The sequence below is a fragment of the Micromonospora sp. ATLC16 genome (assembly GCF_057196645.1).
In genome coordinates, this window is sequence record NZ_JBXUOW010000061.1 from 1 (window position 1) to 16,368 (window position 16,368).

Consider the following 16,368-nt stretch of genomic DNA (forward strand, 5'->3'; position numbering starts at 1 on the left):
GGGCGGATACCGCGACGAGGCACGGCGGGACAGCGGCTTCCGAGGTGAGCGTCGCAACGATGAACGTCGCGGCGGCTTCCGGGACGGTGAGCGTCGCGAGGGCGGCTTCCGTGGCGGTGACCGCCGTGAGGGCGGCTTCCGCGACGGAGAACATCGTGGCGGCGGCTTCCGTGGCGGCGAGCGTCGGGACGGTGGTTTCCGGGACGGCGAGCGTCGGGACGGTGGGTTCCGCGACCGTGGCAGCTCGGGCGGTGACCGTCGTGAGGGTGGCTTCCGTCGGCACGAGGGCGAGCGGGGCGGATACCGCGACGAGGCACGGCGGGACAGCGGCTTCCGAGGTGAGCGTCGCAACGATGAACGTCGCGGCGGCTTCCGGGACGGTGAGCGTCGCGAGGGCGGCTTCCGGGGCGGTGACCGTCGTGAGGGTGGCTTCCGGGACGGTGAGCGTCGCGAGGGCGGTTTCCGGGGCGGTGACCGTCGTGAGGGTGGCTTCCGGGACGGTGAGCGTCGGGACGGAGGGTTCCGCGACCGCCGCGATCGCGACAGCTCCGGCGGTGACCGTCGTGAGGGCGGGTTCCGGGGCGGTGACCGTCGTGAGGGCGGGTTCCGGGGCGGTGACCGTCGTGAGGGCGGGTTCCGGGATCGGGACAACGCGCACGGAGCGGGCGGCTTCGGTGAGCGCCGGGAGGGCGGCTTCCGTCGCGGGGCGGATGACCGTGGCGGCGAGCGCCGTGGCGGCGGATTCCGGGACGACCGGGATGGTGAGCGTCGCTTCGGGCGGGGTGAGGACCGCGCCGGACCCGGCTCGACAGAGGACGGGCGTACGCAGGCGCCGGCAATTCCTGACGAGATCGTCGCGACCGACCTGGACAAGGACGTGCGCGCCGAACTGCTGTCGCTGGCGAAGCCGGTCGCGGAGACCGTTGCCCGGCATCTCGTAGCGACCGGGCAGCTGATCGACGAGGATCCGACCGAGGCGCTTGCGCACGCATTGGCCGCTCGCCGGCTCGCGTCGCGGATCTCCGCGGTCCGAGAAGCTGTCGGCCTGGCCGCGTACCACGCCGGGGAGTGGCAGTCGGCCATCGCCGAGCTGCGGACGTATCACCGGATGAGCGGCGCGCAGAGCCACCTTGCGGTGATCGCGGACAGCGAGCGGGCGCTGGGCCGTCCCGAGCGGGCCATTGACCTGTTCCGGGGAGCCGACCAGGAGAAGCTGGATCCGGCCGTGGCGATCGAACTGCTGATCGTGGCCGCCGGTGCGCGGGGCGACCTCGGGCAGCGGGACGCTGCCGTGGCGATGCTCCAGGTACCCGAGCTGACCACCGACGTGGTGCAGCCGTGGACGGCACGACTGCGCTACGCGTACGCCGACGCGCTGCTTGCCGTGGGGCGGCGGGCCGAGGCGCGGGAGTGGTTCTCCCGCGCGGCGGAGGTGGACACCGAGGCCGAGACCGACGCGGCCGAGCGGCTGCTCGAACTCGACGGGGTGGTCATCGAGGGTGACGACGAGGACGAGGTGACCGAGGAACTGGTCGCTGGTCCGGGTGCCGCTGGCGCGGTGCCGGCCCAGCCGGGCGCCGGCTCGTCGACCAGCACCGTGGACAGCGACCAGCATGACCCGGCCGGGGACGACCTCGCGTCCGACGAGCCGGAGGCCGAGGCGGCGGTCGTCGCGGACTCCACGGCCGCCGAGGACCTGGCGGCCGACCCGCCGGGCGCTGACGATGAGCGGAACGCGGACGGCGACGGGGCACCGGGCGCGGCGGCCGCCCCCGGGACCATCCCGGACTCCGCTGAACCTGGTGCTGACCGTCGCGAGGCGGACGGGACCGAGGAGCCGGAGGCGCGGCAGCGATGAGCGCGGACCGGCTGGTGGACGGTTACGCCCTGGTCGTCTTCGACCTGGACGGGGTGGTCTACCTGATCGACCAGCCGATCCCCGGCGCGGTCGAGACGGTCGCCCGGCTGCACGGTGAGGGCCGAGCCGTCGCGTACGCGACGAACAACGCCTCGCGCCGCGCCGCCGACGTGGCCGACCTGCTCACCGGAATGGGTGTGCCGGCGCGGCCGGAGGAGGTGCTCACCAGCGCCGCCGCCGCCGCCCGACTGCTGGGTGAGCGGCTGCCGGCCGGCTCGCCGGTGCTCGTGGTGGGCGCCGAGGCGCTCCGGGCCGAGATCAGCGAGGCCGGGCTCAAACCGGTCTCCACGGCTGACGAGGCCCCGGTCGCGGTCGTCCAGGGGTACGGCCCGCAGGTGGGTTGGGCCGATCTGGCCGAGGCGGCGGTGGCGGTACGGGGCGGCGCGACCTGGGTGGCCACGAACACCGACCGTACGCTGCCCAGCGGGCGCGGGCCGTTGCCGGGCAACGGCGCACTGGTGGCAGCGTTGGCCACCGCGCTCGGCCGGGAACCGGACGAGATCGTCGGTAAGCCGGCACCGGAGCTGTTCGCCACCGCCGCCCGGCGGGCGGACAGCGGTCGTACGGTGGTCGTCGGTGACCGGCTGGACACCGACATCGAGGGGGCGAACCGGGCCGGTCTGGACAGCCTGCTGGTCCTCACCGGTGTCAGCGACGCCGCCGAGCTGCTCGCCGCGCCCGCGGAGCGACGGCCGACGTACGTCTCCTGGGACCTGACCGGCCTCTTCGACCCCGACGGCGTGGTGCGGGTGCCGGCGTCGGACACCGACCAGGGCGGCTGGCAGGTGACCACCAGCGCCGACGACTGGCATCTGTCAGGGTCGGGGCGTGTGCTGGACGCGCTCGCCGCGCTGTGCGCGGCGGCTTGGCGCAGTCACCTGTCCGGCCCGGTCCGGCCGGCGTCCCCGCAGGCGGTGCAGGCGCTGGAGCAGCTCCGTTTGGCGTCCTGACCTGGTCAGAGCAGCTTGCGCAGCTTCATCAGGTCAAACGGGTTCGCCTTGATCGACACACGGCGGTTGGCGATGGCGCGAGTGACGTCGAGATCGCCGCGTACCAGGGCCAGCAGGTCGTCGCTGGTGGTGCTCATCGCGATCTTCGCCTTCGGATCGTCGCCGTCGGCGAGCTCCACCAGCCTGCCGCCGGTGAGCCGACCGTGAAAGGCAGTCTCCAGATCAGTGATCCGGCAGGCCAGGGTGCGATCCAGGTCCACGCGATCGCGTACGGTCTCCGCGTTGCGCTCGAGCCGGGCGGCCAGATCCTGCAACGCCTGCCGACACTCGTCCACCGTGGCCACCAATCGCCTCCTCGCACACCACGTCGTCTCCCGGCACCGTACCGCACAGGACAGTGCCAACGGCCCGGTAGCGTGACACCTGCACAGCCGCCGGGCGAAAGGACTCAGGCATGCAGGACGCGTGGCGCGCCTACCTCGAACTGGCCATGGGCCTGACGGAGGCGCCCCGGAAGAAAGCACAGGACGCGGTGCGCCGGGCGATGGGGTCGACCGGCGCGACGGCCGCCCAGCTACAGACCCTCGCGGAGGAGTTGCGGTCGACCGGCGCGGCCAACCGTGAGGCCCTGACCAAGCTGGTGCGGTTCGAGGTCGAGCGGGCGCTCGGCGCGGTTGGCCTGGCCGCCGCCGAGGAGGTCGCCGAACTGGACCGCCGGGTGCGTGAGTTGGAGCGCCAGCTCCGGGCCGCTTCCGGTACGCCGACCAGCGGCACCGCGCCGGGCATGGTGGCGACCGCCGAATCCGTCGGGACCCCCTCCGTCGGCACGCCATCGACCGCTGCCGCAGCCCCACCGACGAAAGCCGTAGCCAAGAAGGCGGTGGCCAAGAAGACCGTGGCCAAGAAGGCGGTGGCCAAGAAGACCGTGGCCAAGAAGGCATCGGGAACGGTTGTGCGTACCGCCGATGGTGAACCGGTGCCGCGACCGACCAAGGCCGCACCGCCGCGCCCGGACCGTGCCGAGTGACCGCGCCGCGTCCCGGTCCGCCGCCGCAGCGCTGGACCGGTGCGGACGGTCCGGACGACGGGCACCCGGCGGTGGACGCTGCGGTGCAGGCGATCGCCAACGCCGCGACGCTCGGACCCGCCGACCAGATCGCTGAGTACGAGGCCGCGTACCAGACGTTGCGGGAGACGCTGGCCACCATCGACCAGGCCTGAGGAGGCGCGTCCATCCATGGCACGGCGTAACCGATTGGACGCCGAACTCGTCCGTCGCGGCCTGGCCCGCTCCCGCGAGCAGGCGGTGGCGTTGGTGGAGGCTGGCCGCGTGCAGCTGCGTGGGGTGCCGGCCCGCAAGGCCGCCGCGATGGTCGACCCTGCGGATCCGTTGCTGGTCGGCGGCGCCGATCCCACCTCCGAGTACGTATCCCGGGGCGGGCACAAGTTGGCCGGCGCGCTCGCCGCGTTCGCCCCTGCCGGGCTGGTGGTGCGTGGTCGGCGCTGCCTGGACGCCGGCGCGTCCACCGGCGGCTTCACCGACGTGCTGCTGCGCGCCGACGCCGCCGAGGTGGTCGCGGTGGACGTCGGGTACGGCCAGCTGGCCTGGTCGCTGAGAAACGATGCCCGGGTACGGGTCTTCGAACGTACGAACGTCCGGACCCTGGTCCCCGAGACGATCGGCGGCCCGGTCGACCTGACCGTCGCCGACCTGTCGTTCATCTCGTTACGGTTGGTGCTGCCCGCCCTGGCGGCCTGCACCCGGGCCGACGGTGACCTCGCGCTGATGGTCAAACCGCAGTTCGAGGTGGGCCGGGAGCGGGTCGGCGCCGGTGGGGTGGTCCGCGATCCGGAACTTCGGGCGCAGGCGGTGCTGGACGTCGCCACGGCAGCCGCGACGCTGCGGTTGGGGCTGGCGGATCTCGCGGCCAGCCCGCTGCCGGGGCCGAGCGGCAACGTCGAGTTCTTCGTATGGTTACGCCGGGACGCGCCACCGGCCGACCCGCACCGGGTGCGGGCCGTGGTGGCGGCCGGGCCAGGCGGCCCGGTGCCGTCCGGCGACGGGCCGGACGAGGTGACGGAGGAGGTGGCCACGTGAGCGAGCGGAGTGAGCGAACCATTTGGCGCAGCAGCGTGGCGGCTCGCGCCGCCGGCGCGCGGAGCGGGGCGGCGGCGTGAGCGAGCGGAGTGAGCGAACCATTTGGCGCAGCAGCGTGGCGGCGGCGTGAGCTGGTCTCGGCGCGTGAACCACCAGCGCGGTGTTCCCGGGCGGTCGTCGCGGTGACCCGCACGGCCCTGTTGGTGACGCACACCGGGCGCCGGCGCAGCACCGAGCATGCCCGTACGGTCGCTGCGGACCTGATTGCGGCCGGGTTCGAGGTGCGGGTGGTGGCCGAGGAAGCCGAGGATCTCGACCTGCCGGGCGTGGTGCCGGTGACCGGGCCGGAGGCGGCCGAGGGCGCAGAGATCGTTTTCGCGCTCGGTGGGGACGGCACGTTCCTGCGCGCCGCGGAGCTGGCCCGGCCGGCGAAGGTGCCGCTGCTCGGCATCAACCTCGGCAAGGTCGGCTTTCTCGCCGAGGCGGAGATCGGCGATCTGGACGTGGCGGTCCGTGACGTGGTCAGCCGCAACTACAGCGTCGACGAGCGGCTCACCCTCGATGTGATGGCGGAGTTCGACGGTGGGCCGACCATCGAGTCGTGGGCCCTCAACGAGATAAGCGTCGAGAAGGGCGAGCGGGCCCAGATGCTGGAACTTCTCGTCGATGTCGACGGGCGGCCGCTGTCCCGGTACGGCTGCGACGGCGTGGTATGTGCCACGCCCACCGGTTCCACGGCGTACGCCTTCTCCGGCGGCGGGCCGGTCGTCTGGCCCGAGGTGGAGGCGTTGCTGCTGGTGCCGATCAGCGCGCACGCGTTGTTCAGCCGGCCGCTGGTGACGGCCCCCACCTCCACCATGACGATCACCGTCGACCCGTTCACCACCCTGGCGGTGCTCTGCTGCGACGGGCGACGGGTCTACGACCTGCCGCCGGGCGCCCGGGTCACGGTGCGACGGGGCACTCTGCCGGTACGGGTCGTCCGGCTGCGGGACCGGTCGTTCACCGCGCGCCTGGTGGCCAAGTTCGACCTTCCGGTGCACGGCTGGCGGGGCAACCGCCGTTGAGACCAGCGGCCGCGCCGGCTGGTCAAGTGTCGGGCCACGCGTCTACTGTCGGTTGCTGTGCTGGAGGAGCTACGCATCACCGGACTGGGCGTCATCGAGGACACAACGTTGCCGCTGACCGGCGGCATGAACGTCATCACCGGCGAGACCGGTGCCGGTAAGACGATGGTGGTGACGGGGCTCGGCCTGCTCTTCGGTGGCCGGGCCGACGCCGGCCGGGTGCGCGCCGAACCCGGCCGCGCCGTGGTCGAGGGCCGGCTGCGTCTCGGTGGTCGGGTGGCGGAGACGGTGCACGCCCGGATCACCGACGCCGGAGGTGAGCCCGACGAGGACGGCTGCGTGCTGCTGAGCCGCACGGTCACGGTGGAGGGGCGGTCCCGGGCCCATCTGGGCGGCCGCGGCATGCCGGTGTCGATGCTCGGCGAGGTCGGCGAGCAGGTGGTCGCCGTGCACGGCCAGTCCGACCAGCTGCGGCTGCTGCGCCCGGCCGAACAGCGGGCCGCGCTGGACCGGTTCGCCGGCCCCGAGCACGAGAAGCTGCTCGACGCGACGCGGGACGCGTTCACCCGGTGGCGTCGGGTGGTCGACGACCTGGCCGACCGGCGTCGCAACGCGCGGGAACGCCATCAGGAGACCGACCTGCTCCGGTTGGGCCTCGACGAGATCACCCGGGTGGATCCGCAGCCGGGTGAGGACGACGAGCTGAAGGCGGAGACGCAGCGATTGGAGCACGCGGAGGGTCTGCGTACCGCGGCCCAGCTGGCCCATCAGTGCGTGGCCGGCGGCTTGGAGGCCACCGACGACACCCCCGACGCCTCGACGCTGCTGGGCACCGCCCGGCGCACGCTGGAGGCGCAGACCGGCACCGACCCGGCGCTCGGTGAGCTGGCCGCCCGCCTGGAGGAGGCGGCCACGCTGGTCGCCGACGTCTCGGTGGAACTGTCCACATACCTCGCTGGCCTGGAGGCCGACCCGGCTCGGTTGCAGGCGCTCTACGAGCGGCGGGCCGCGTTGCGCGCGCTGACCCGCAAGTACGCCGACGACGTCGACGGTGTGATCGTCTGGGCGGAGCGGGCCCGGACCAGACTGTCCGAGCTGGACAACTCCGACGAGCTGCTCGACGAGCTGGATCGGGAGGTGTCCCGGCTGGCCGGCGAGGTGGCCGAGTTGGCCGGCCGGCTGTCGGCGTCCCGGCAGGAGGCGGCGGCGCAGTTCGCCGACCAGGTCACCGTCGAGCTGGCCGGGCTGGCGATGCCACACGCCCGGATCGAGGTGGCGGTGCTGCCCCGACCCGCCGGGCGGGCCGAGCCGACGTTGCCGGTCAACGGGGTCGACGTCGGCGTCGGCCCCGACGGCGGCGACGAGGTCGAGCTGCGGCTGTTGGCGCATCCCGGTGCGCCGTCGCTGCCCCTGCAACGGGGTGCCTCCGGCGGTGAGCTGTCCCGGGTGATGCTCGCCATCGAGGTGGTCTTCGCCGGCTCCGGCGGCCCGCCGACGCTGGTCTTCGACGAGGTCGACGCGGGGGTGGGCGGTCAGGCGGCGGTGGAGATCGGCCGGCGGCTGGCCCGGCTGGCCCGCAGCCACCAGGTTCTGGTGGTGACCCACCTGCCCCAGGTCGCCGCCTTCGCCGACCGGCACCTGGTGGTGGCCAAGGACACCGGCGGGGCGGTCACCACCAGCGGGGTGCGGGTGGTGGAGGACACCGAGCGGGCCCGCGAACTCGCCCGGATGCTTGCGGGTTTACCGGATTCGGACCTGGGTATCGCTCACGCCGAGGAACTCCTGGCCGTGGCGGCCAGGGAACAGCGGTCCTTGAGGCCGCGATTGTGAGCGGAGGCACACCGGCCTTCGTCCATGTGTGTTTCCCTGGGTAGGCGGACCTGCTCAGGCATGTCGCGACAGATTCGCCTGCCTCACATGCCAGGATGGTCACGATGCGTCTACCCACGTTGCGCCGGGCCCGGAACGCGGAACCGGGACAGATCCTCGGCACCGCCCGCCTCGACCGTCGCACGAAGCGGCTGGTCGGCCGGCTCCGCCCCGGCGACATAGCGGTCATCGACCATGTCGACCTGGACCGGGTCGCTGCCGACTCGCTCGTCGCGGTCGGTGTCGGCGCGGTGCTCAACGCCAAGCCGTCGGTTTCCGGCCGTTACCCCAACCTCGGGCCGGAGGTGCTGATCTCGGCGGGTATTCCGCTACTCGACGACCTCGGCGAGGGCATCTTCGAGCGGATCCGTGAGGGCGACACGGTGCGCATCGAGGGCAACACCGTCTACCTGAACGACGATCCGTTGGCGCACGGGAGTCTCCAGGACGCCGAGAGCGTGGCCAAGGCGATGACCGACGCCCGGGAGGGCCTGTCGGTGCAGTTGGAGGCGTTCGCCGCCAACACCATGGACTACCTCAAGCAGGAACGGGACCTGCTGCTCGACGGCGTCGGTGTGCCCGAGATCGCCACCGAGGTGCAGGGACGGCACTGTCTCATCGTGGTCCGGGGCTACGACTACAAGGCCGACCTGGACGTGCTGCGCCCGTACATCCGGGAGTTCAAGCCCGTGCTGATCGGTGTCGACGGGGGTGCCGACGCCCTGGTCGAGGCGGGCTACACCCCAGATATGATCATCGGCGACATGGATTCGGTCAGCGACGACGTGCTGCGCTGCGGCGCCGAGGTGATCGTGCACGCGTACCCGGACGGGCGGGCGCCGGGGCTGCCGCGCGTCAACGGCCTGGGGGTACCGGCGGTGACCTTTCCCGCTGCCGCCACCAGCGAGGACCTCGCGATGCTGCTGGCCGACGAGAAGGGTGCCTCGCTGATCGTCGCGGTGGGTACCCACGCCACCCTCGTGGAGTTCCTCGACAAGGGGCGCGGTGGCATGGCGTCGACGTTCCTCACCCGGCTCAAGGTCGGTGGCAAGCTGGTGGACGCCAAGGGGGTCAGCCGGTTGTACCGGCAGAGCATCTCGGGGTCGTCCCTGTTGCTGCTGGTCCTTTCGGCACTCGCCGCCATGGCCTCGGCGGTGGCTGTCTCCACCGTCGGTAAGGCGTACCTGGGCGTGGTCTCCGAGTGGTGGGACAATTTTGTGTTCCAGCTCGGCCAGCTCTTCTAGCTCCCGACCGATCAAGAGGCTTCAAGCGTGATCAACTTCCGGTACCACGTGGTGTCCCTGACCGCGGTCTTCCTCGCCCTGGCGATCGGCCTGGTGGTCGGTACCGCCGCGCTCAACGGTCCGGTGGCGGACTCGCTCCGGGAGACCGTCAACGAGCTGCGCAAGGACAACCAGCACCAGCGCCAGGCGGTCCAGAACATGCAGCGGGAACTGGAGCTTGAGGAGGACTTCGCCGCCGAGATAGCCCAGGTGATGCTGCCGGGCACGCTCAGCGGCAAGCGGGTGCTGGTGCTCAGCCTGCCCACCGGTCGGGATCACGCCGAGGGTGTGCTCACCATGCTCCAGCTGGCCGGTGCCGACGTCACCGGGCGGATCGACCTGCAGGACAAGTTCGTCAACCCGGAGAACAACAACGACCTGCTCGAACTGGCGGTCACCGCGGCCCGGCCCACCGACGCGCCGACCGCGGGACTGCCCGGCAACGGCCACGGCGTCGAAACCTCCAGCGCCCTACTGGCCACCGTGCTGCTGGACCAGCCCGCCGGGGCGGAGCCGGTCACCGCAGCCGACCGGCGGGCGGTGCTGGCCGCGTACGGCAACGCCAACTACCTGACCACCTCGGACCGGATCACCGCACCGGCCGAGGCGGTCGTGGTGGTCAGCGGGCAGCCGTACGTGGACAAGGACTCGGCCAAGAAGGACGAATCCGTGGTCAAGATCGCCGAGCAGCTCGACCGGACCGGGGGCATCATGGTGGCCGGTAACGGATCGGCCGGCGGAAACCTGGTGGCCTTCGTCCGGGGCGACGCGGTGCTCGCCCAGACCATCTCGACCATCGACAACGCCAACACGGTCCAGGGGCAACTGGTCACCACCCTGGCGCTGGTGCAGCAGCTGGCCGAGCGTAAGGCCGGTCACTTCGGCGTCGGTGACAGCGCCGCATCGCTGGTGCCTAAACTGCCCCAGTGAACCCTGCGCACCCTCGCCGCACGATCCGACCCGTCGCAGGGTCGGCGGAGGCGCGTACGCGCCGAGCGGCGCGGGTTGACAAGGGTCCAGTGACCTGACGGGGCATCCGCCCGGTTCCGACGATCTCCGCCAGCCGGCGGGAGGGGATGGCGTGAGTGAGCGGGGCGGCAACGTGACGGTCTTCGGTCGACTCCTGGTGGCTGGAATCGGGGCGGTCGCCGCCCGGTACGCGCTGCGCGAGATCCGTACCGCACCGCCCGCGCCGGCCCTGGAACGGACCAACTTCCGGGGACGCACCGTGACCCTGGCCGCCGGCCCGGCCCTCGCGTTGGGAGCCTCAAGTGCCGCGGCCTGCGGGGCGGCGAGCGTGCCGGCTGGCGCGGCGACCCTGGTGGCCGGGCTCGGCGCCGGTGCCGTGGGCCTCTACGACGACGTTGTCGGTGCCCGTCCGGAGCAGAAGGCGGCAAAGGGTTTCGCCGGGCACCTGGCCGCGTTGCGGCAGGGCCGGGTCACCGCCGGCCTTGTCAAGATCATTGGGGTGGGTGCGGCCGGTCTGGGGGCGGCCGCCCTGCTCGCCGCCGACCCGGGCGTGGCCGGGCATCGTCGTCGGCACCGGCAGGGCACCTGGGGACGAGGCGTCGACGTACTGCTCGGCGCGGGGGTGGTGGCCGGCACGGCGAACCTGGTCAACCTGCTCGACCTGCGTCCCGGACGGGCACTGAAGTCGGGTCTGCTGCTCGGTGCGCCACTGAGCGGTGGCCGGCACGGGGGGATCGCCTCGGGCGCGGCCGGTGCCGCCGCCGGGCTGCTCCCCGCGGACCTGGCCGAGGAGGTGATGCTCGGTGACAGCGGCGCGAACGCCCTCGGCGCGGTGCTCGGGGTGGCGCTGGCCGCCCGTACCGGCCCGGTCGGCCGGGCCGGGCTGCTCGCCGTCCTCGCCGGGCTCACCGCCGCCAGCGAGAAGGTGAGCTTCACGAAGGTCATCGCGAGCACGCCGGGGCTGCGTGAACTCGACGCGCTGGGCCGACGCGCCGACTGACGTGACCAGACCGGCCCCCCTCGCCGGCACCGGCCGGTTGGCCGGAGCGGCCGCCCTCATCGCCGTACTCACCGTCGTCAGCAGGCTGGCCGGGTTCGGACGTACCGCCGTGTTCACCTGGGTGGTGCAGGACAGCGACCTGGGCGCGATGTACGTCCTGGCGAACACCATTCCGAACATCATCTTCGAGATCGTCGCGGGCGGGGCGTTGGCCAGCCTGGTCGTACCGCTGCTCGCCGGAGCGGTCGCGGCGGGGGACCGGCGGGCGGTCGTGGCCACCACCGGCGCCCTGCTGACCTGGACCGTGACGCTGCTCGTGCCGCTGGCGGTGCTGGTGGCTCTGGGCGCTGGGCCGATCATCACCGCGCTCGGCGACAGTCGATCACCGGAGGAACTGGCGGCCGGCGCCCGGATGCTGCGGGTCTTCGCGCCACAACTGCCGCTGTACGGCATCGGCATCGTGCTCACCGGCGTGCTCCAGGCGCACCGGCGGTTCGCCTGGCCGGTGATCGCGCCGCTGCTGTCCAGCCTCACGGTGGTCGTCGTCTACCTGGTCTTCGCCGGGGCGGCTGGTACGGGAGCCAGCGTGGCGCAGGCCGGCCGCGGCGGTGAGTTGATCCTGTCGGTCGGTACCACCCTCGGTGTGGTGGTGCTGTCGCTGTCACTGCTGATCCCGCTGCGTCGGCTGCGGTTGACGCTGCGCCCCGGGTACGCGTTCCCGGCCGACGCCCGGGCCCGGGTACGCGGGCTGGCGGTGGCCGGCGTGGTGACGGTCACCGCCCAACAGGTCGCGCTGGCGGTGATCCTCTACCGGCTCTCCAGCGGCCGGACCGAGGCGTTCCAGGTGTTCAACCTGGCACAGACGTTCTACCTGCTGCCCTGGGCGGTGCTGGCGGTGCCGCTGGCCACCGCCGCTTACCCGACCCTGGCCACGGCGGCCGGCGCGGACGAGCACACCTACCGGAGGGTGCTGTCGGCGACCCTGCGCGGGGTGCTGCTGTGCAGCTTCCTCGGTGCCGCGGTGCTGGTCGGCGCGGCCGGCCCGATCGGCCGGTTCTTCCCGCTCGACAGCGACGCGACCGCCGCCGCGATCGCCGGTTACGCGCCCGGGCTGCTCGGGTACGGGCTGTTCGCGGTGCTGTCCCGCGCGTTGTACGCCCGGGGCGCGACGCGGGCGGCGACCGCCACCATCACCGCCGGTTGGCTGGCGGTGCCGCTGGTGTTGCTTCCGCTGTCGGCGCTGCTCCCGGTGGCCGACCGGGTGCTGGCGGTGGCGTTGGCGAACTCGGCGGGAATGCTGCTGCTCGGCGCGCTGCTGCTGGTCGCCGTCGCCCGGTCGGCCGGGCGGGAGGCGTTGGCCGGCGCCGGGCGGGCCGGCGCTTCCGGTCTGCTGGCCGGTGGTACGGCCGCCGTCGCGGCGGTGGCGATGCTGCGCCTGCTGGGCGCCGGGGACGACCCCCCGGCGCGGTGGACGGCGCTGATGCAGGGCATGCTGTCCGGAGTTCTGGTCGCTGTCGTGTTCCTCGCCGTGGTGTGGCTGGTCGACCGGCGGGACCTGCGGCCACTGCTGACCGGCCTAAGTCGACGCCTGCGCCGGGCCCGGCCAGGTGACCGGAAGGAGGAGTCGGTCCGGTGAGCGCGAGGAGTGAGCTTGCGAGCCCCGCAGTCGCGAACGGAGTGTTGGTCCGGTGAGCGCGACGAACGGGTCGGGAGCTGTTTCGGGCCAGCCGCGGACGGTGATGCTGCTGTTGGCTTCCAGCACCGGCGGGGTGGGTCAGCATGTCCGGTCGGTGGCGCGGGGGCTGGCTGCGGCCGGGCAGCCCGTGTTGGTCTGCGGGCCGGCGGCGACCCAGGACCAGTTCGACTTCGTGGCCGTCGGCGCCCAGTTCCGTCCGGTGGAGATTCCGGCGAGTCCCACGCCGGCCGACGCCCGGGCGGTCGGGGTGCTGCGTCGCCTGCTCGCCGCCGAGCAGTACAGCGTGGTGCACGCGCACGGGCTGCGCGCCGGGCTGGTGGCGGTGCTGGCCCGGCCGGCGGCGCCGCTCGTGGTCACCTGGCACAACGCGGTGCTGGCCGGCGGGGTACGCGGTGCCCTGTCCCGGCTGGTGGAGCGGATCGTGGCGCGGGGCGCCCGGGTGACCCTCGGCGCCTCGGGCGACCTGGTGGCGCGGGCCGTCGCGTTGGGCGCGGGGGATGCCCGGCTCGCCCCGGTCGCCGCTCCGGAACTGTCCGCGCCGCGCCGTCGACGGGTGGCCGTGCGGGCCGAGTTCGCGGTCGCCGCCGACCAACCGTTGGTCCTGTCGGTGGGCCGGCTGCATCCGCAGAAGCGGTACGACGTACTGGTGGACGCCGCCGCCCGATGGCGGGAGCGCGTCCCGCCGCCGGTTGTCGTGATCGCCGGCAGCGGACCGGCCTACCTGCCGCTGGCGGCCCGGATCAGCGCCGCCCGTGCACCGGTCACCCTGCTCGGGCACCGCACCGATGTGGCGGACCTGCTCACCGGCGCCGACCTGGCGGTGGTCACCAGCGACTGGGAGGCCCGTCAGCTGTTCGCGCAGGAGGCGCTGCGGGCCGGCGTACCGCTGGTGGCGACCGCGGTGGGAGGGCTGCCGGAGCTGGTCGGTGACGCGGCGGTGCTGGTGTCGCCAGGTGACGTGGACGCGGTCGACGCGGCGGTGCGTGGTCTGCTCGACGACGAGGCCGGCCGAGCCGAGTTGGCGCGGCGCGGCGCGGCGCGGGCGCTGACCTGGCCGACGGAGGCACAGACCCGTACCCAACTGCTCGCGCTCTACGCCGAGCTGGCGCCCGGTCCGGCCGGGCCGGCAACGCCGGACACCGGCGCACCGTCGACGGGACGCCGGTGATGCTGCGCCGTATCGCTCCGATTCTGCTCACCCTGGTGGTGGTGGCGCTCGGGGTCACCGCGTTGGCCGCCCGCCCGCAGAGCCCGCCGGCCCGGCAGAGCGCCGACTACGTGGTCCTCGTCGGCGTGGCCGGTCTGCGCTGGGACGACGTGGACGCGGAGCGTACGCCGACGCTGTGGCGGCTGGCCCGCGAAGGCTCGATCGGGTCGCTGTCGGTGCGTTCCGCACACCGGCCCACCTGTCCCGTGGACGGCTGGTTGACCCTCGGCGCGGGCAGCTTCGCCGCCTGGCCCGGCAACCGCGGCGGGGACGGGCAGTGTCCGCCCGTCGACGTGACGGTGGAGCAGCCGGACGGCATCGGCGCGAACCTGCCGGATCAGGAGAGCGTCGCCCTGCACAACCAGCAGCGGCTGCCGTGGGGCACGGTACCCGGTGCGCTGTCGGAATCGGTGCGCTGTTCGGTGGCGGTCGGACCGGGCGCGGCGGTGGCCGCCGCTCGACCGTTCGGCCGGGTCGACCGGTACGCGCCGTCACTGCCGGCGGATCCCGCCGGGCTGCTCGGCTCCTGCGTGCTCAGCATCGTCGATCTCGGCACGGTGGAGGGCGACGACCCGACGGTGCGGGCGGGGGGGGGGGGGGGGGGCGGGGGCGGGGGGGCGGGGGGGGGGCGGCGGGCCCCGCCCCCCCGCAACTGGCCCGGGTCCTCGACGGCCGGCCGCCGCGATCGCTGGTGATCGTCGCCGGGATCTCCGACACTCAGTCGCCGTCCCGGCTGCACGTTGCCGTCACCCACGGGCCGGGCTGGGAGGGGGGTTGGCTGACCTCGCCCAGCACGGATCGCCGCGGCTATCTGCAACTGATCGACCTGGCCCCGACCGCCCTGGCCGCCCTGGGACGCCCGATGCCGGACCGGCCGTTCCTCGGCCGGCCGGCCGAGTCGGTCGACGGCCGGCCAGCCGATCTGTCCGCCGCGATCGCCGAGCCGGCGGACGCGGACCGGGAGGCCGCCGCGCAGCGGAAGGTGGCCGGCGGGTTCTTCATCCTGTTGGCCGCCGTCCAGGTGGCGCTCGCGGTGGCGGTGCTGCCGCTGCTGCGCCGGGCCCGTCGACACGCCGGGCCGTACGGACCGAAACCGGTTCCGCGTCCGGTGGTGGCGACCGTGGAGGTGCTGCTGGTCGCCGCCGCGCTCGCGATACCGGCGGCGCTGGTCGCGGAGGCCGCGCCGTGGTGGCGTTTCGCGCATCCGGCGGCCTCGTTCGCCGGGCTGACCGCCGTGTTGCTGGCCGCCGCGACGTTGCTGGTTCGGCTCACCCCCGGCTACCGGACCACCCTGGGTCCGCTCGGTGCGGTGGCCGGACTGACCATGCTGGCTGTCGGCCTGGACGTCGTCACCGGTGCCCGGTTGCAGCTCAACGGGGTGGTGGGCTACTCCGCGCTGGAGGGTGGCCGCTACGCCGGCCTCGGTACCGTCGGCCTCGGCGTGTTCGCCGCCGCCGCCCTGCTCACCGCCGGCTGGCTCGCCCAGCGGGTACGCCGTGGCTGGCGCCCGACCGTCATGGTGATCGTGGGTGGGGCCGCCGTGGTGACCGTCGGCAGCGCGTACCTGGGGGCCGACTCGATCGGCGCGATCGCCCTGACCGCTGGGGTGAGCGTGGCGGCGGCGATCAGCGCGGGTGGCTGGCTGACGCTGACCCGGCTCGCCTGGGCGGCCATGGCCGGGTTGGCCGTGACGGTCGGGTTCGCGATCGTGGATCTGGGGCGGGCCCCGGCGGAGCGGGGCAGTCTCGGCCGGTTCCTGGCCGCGCTCGGCGACGGTACCGGCGGGCTGACCGTGCAGCGGTCCAGTGCCGCCAGCTTCGATACGCTGGTCAACAGTCCGCTGACGGTGCTGGCGCTGGCCGGCGTGTTGCTGGTCTGGTTCGCGCTGCTGCAACCCTGGGGTGGGCTCATGCGGCTGTTCGGCATCTACCCGGCGATCCGGGCGGCGATGGCGGGCACCGCGGTGGCGGCGGTGATCGGCGGGCTGCTGGGCGCTGCGGCGTTGGACGTGGCCGGGGCCGCGGCAGCCGTGGTGGTGCCGTTGGCGGCGTTGTCGGCGCTGCGGGTGCTCGACCACTCGGCGGACCGGACCCGGCCGGGGGTGGACCGTCCGGCCGGCCCTGGGCCCTCCGGCAGCGGTCCGTCGGATGGTGGCCCGTCTGACGGCGGCGGCCCGTCCGGCGGTGGGCCGGGCGCACTCTCGTCGGCCGAGGTCGCGACCGAGTGACTCGGCTGCCGTACCGGGTGCGGCACCGGCCGGCAGTTGCGGAGGTGTTACCGTGGAATCCCGTGGATCGCGTGATCACTTCGC

Annotated in this window: 13 protein-coding genes and 2 pseudogenes; 13 read left to right on the forward strand and 2 right to left on the reverse strand. The window is 73.6% G+C overall.

Going from position 1 to position 16,368, the window contains the following annotated elements:
- A pseudogene (locus AC2CHE_RS21200) lies at positions 1–934 on the reverse strand (hypothetical protein); the annotation flags it as partial.
- On the opposite strand from AC2CHE_RS21200, the gene AC2CHE_RS21205 reads away from it, so the two are divergent.
- Positions 878–1,858 carry a tetratricopeptide repeat protein gene (locus AC2CHE_RS21205; RefSeq protein ID WP_484506620.1) on the forward strand — a complete coding sequence of 327 codons (981 nt, stop codon included), beginning with the start codon at positions 878–880 and terminating at the stop codon, positions 1,856–1,858. The pseudogene AC2CHE_RS21200 and the gene AC2CHE_RS21205 overlap by 57 nt on opposite strands.
- Positions 1,855–2,868, forward strand: a complete 1,014-nt coding sequence (locus AC2CHE_RS21210) for an HAD-IIA family hydrolase (RefSeq protein WP_484506621.1) — start codon at positions 1,855–1,857, stop codon at positions 2,866–2,868. The genes AC2CHE_RS21205 and AC2CHE_RS21210 overlap by 4 nt, the downstream gene beginning before the upstream one ends.
- 5 nt (positions 2,869–2,873) lie before the next feature.
- Here AC2CHE_RS21210 and AC2CHE_RS21215 read toward each other — a convergent pair whose 3' ends face one another.
- The gene (locus AC2CHE_RS21215) at positions 2,874–3,212 is read right to left on the reverse strand and encodes an SCP2 sterol-binding domain-containing protein (protein WP_484506622.1); all 339 of its coding nucleotides are present in this window, start codon (positions 3,210–3,212) and stop codon (positions 2,874–2,876) included.
- 110 nt (positions 3,213–3,322) lie between these two features.
- On the opposite strand from AC2CHE_RS21215, the gene AC2CHE_RS21220 reads away from it, so the two are divergent.
- From AC2CHE_RS21220 to AC2CHE_RS21270, 11 genes and pseudogenes are all read left to right on the forward strand, one after another.
- Positions 3,323–3,895 (forward strand): phasin family protein, encoded by a 573-nt coding sequence (locus tag AC2CHE_RS21220; protein WP_484506623.1) that lies wholly within the window; start codon positions 3,323–3,325, stop codon positions 3,893–3,895.
- Positions 3,892–4,089, forward strand: a complete 198-nt coding sequence (locus AC2CHE_RS21225) for a hypothetical protein (RefSeq protein WP_484506624.1) — start codon at positions 3,892–3,894, stop codon at positions 4,087–4,089. The genes AC2CHE_RS21220 and AC2CHE_RS21225 overlap by 4 nt, the downstream gene beginning before the upstream one ends.
- Before the next feature lie 16 nt (positions 4,090–4,105).
- Positions 4,106–4,966, forward strand: a complete 861-nt coding sequence (locus AC2CHE_RS21230) for a TlyA family RNA methyltransferase (protein ID WP_484506625.1) — start codon at positions 4,106–4,108, stop codon at positions 4,964–4,966.
- A 182-nt stretch (positions 4,967–5,148) separates the two neighbouring features.
- Entirely contained in the window at positions 5,149–6,033 is an 885-nt protein-coding gene (locus tag AC2CHE_RS21235) for an NAD kinase (RefSeq protein WP_484506626.1), read from the forward strand.
- Positions 6,034–6,090: 57 nt separating this feature from the next.
- Positions 6,091–7,863 carry a DNA repair protein RecN gene (recN, locus tag AC2CHE_RS21240; RefSeq protein ID WP_484506627.1) on the forward strand — a complete coding sequence of 591 codons (1,773 nt, stop codon included), beginning with the start codon at positions 6,091–6,093 and terminating at the stop codon, positions 7,861–7,863.
- A gap of 104 nt (positions 7,864–7,967) precedes the next feature.
- On the forward strand, positions 7,968–9,146 hold the full coding sequence (steA, locus tag AC2CHE_RS21245) for a putative cytokinetic ring protein SteA (protein WP_484506628.1): 1,179 nt from the start codon (positions 7,968–7,970) through the stop codon (positions 9,144–9,146).
- Between the two features lie 27 nt (positions 9,147–9,173).
- Positions 9,174–10,115, forward strand: a complete 942-nt coding sequence (locus AC2CHE_RS21250) for a copper transporter (RefSeq protein WP_484506629.1) — start codon at positions 9,174–9,176, stop codon at positions 10,113–10,115.
- A gap of 172 nt (positions 10,116–10,287) precedes the next feature.
- Positions 10,288–11,154 carry a hypothetical protein gene (locus AC2CHE_RS21255; RefSeq protein ID WP_484506643.1) on the forward strand — a complete coding sequence of 289 codons (867 nt, stop codon included), beginning with the start codon at positions 10,288–10,290 and terminating at the stop codon, positions 11,152–11,154.
- Position 11,155: 1 nt separating this feature from the next.
- Positions 11,156–12,790 (forward strand): murein biosynthesis integral membrane protein MurJ, encoded by a 1,635-nt coding sequence (gene murJ, locus AC2CHE_RS21260; RefSeq protein WP_484506630.1) that lies wholly within the window; start codon positions 11,156–11,158, stop codon positions 12,788–12,790.
- 103 nt (positions 12,791–12,893) lie between these two features.
- The gene (locus tag AC2CHE_RS21265) at positions 12,894–14,018 is read left to right on the forward strand and encodes a glycosyltransferase family 4 protein (RefSeq protein ID WP_484506631.1); all 1,125 of its coding nucleotides are present in this window, start codon (positions 12,894–12,896) and stop codon (positions 14,016–14,018) included.
- A pseudogene (locus AC2CHE_RS21270) lies at positions 14,018–16,284 on the forward strand (hypothetical protein). Before AC2CHE_RS21265 ends, AC2CHE_RS21270 begins: the two are co-directional and overlap by 1 nt.
- The last annotated feature ends 84 nt before the right edge of the window (positions 16,285–16,368 follow it).

Bases quoted from the DNA above. Each gene is read 5' to 3' on its own strand.
- AC2CHE_RS21210 (WP_484506621.1), top strand. From the start codon at position 1,855: ATGAGCGCGGACCGGCTGGTGGACGGTTACGCCCTGGTCGTCTTCGAC.
- steA (WP_484506628.1), top strand. From the start codon at position 7,968: ATGCGTCTACCCACGTTGCGCCGGGCCCGGAACGCGGAACCGGGACAG.
- AC2CHE_RS21230 (WP_484506625.1), top strand. From the start codon at position 4,106: ATGGCACGGCGTAACCGATTGGACGCCGAACTCGTCCGTCGCGGCCTG.
- AC2CHE_RS21265 (WP_484506631.1), top strand. From the start codon at position 12,894: ATGCTGCTGTTGGCTTCCAGCACCGGCGGGGTGGGTCAGCATGTCCGG.
- AC2CHE_RS21220 (WP_484506623.1), top strand. From the start codon at position 3,323: ATGCAGGACGCGTGGCGCGCCTACCTCGAACTGGCCATGGGCCTGACG.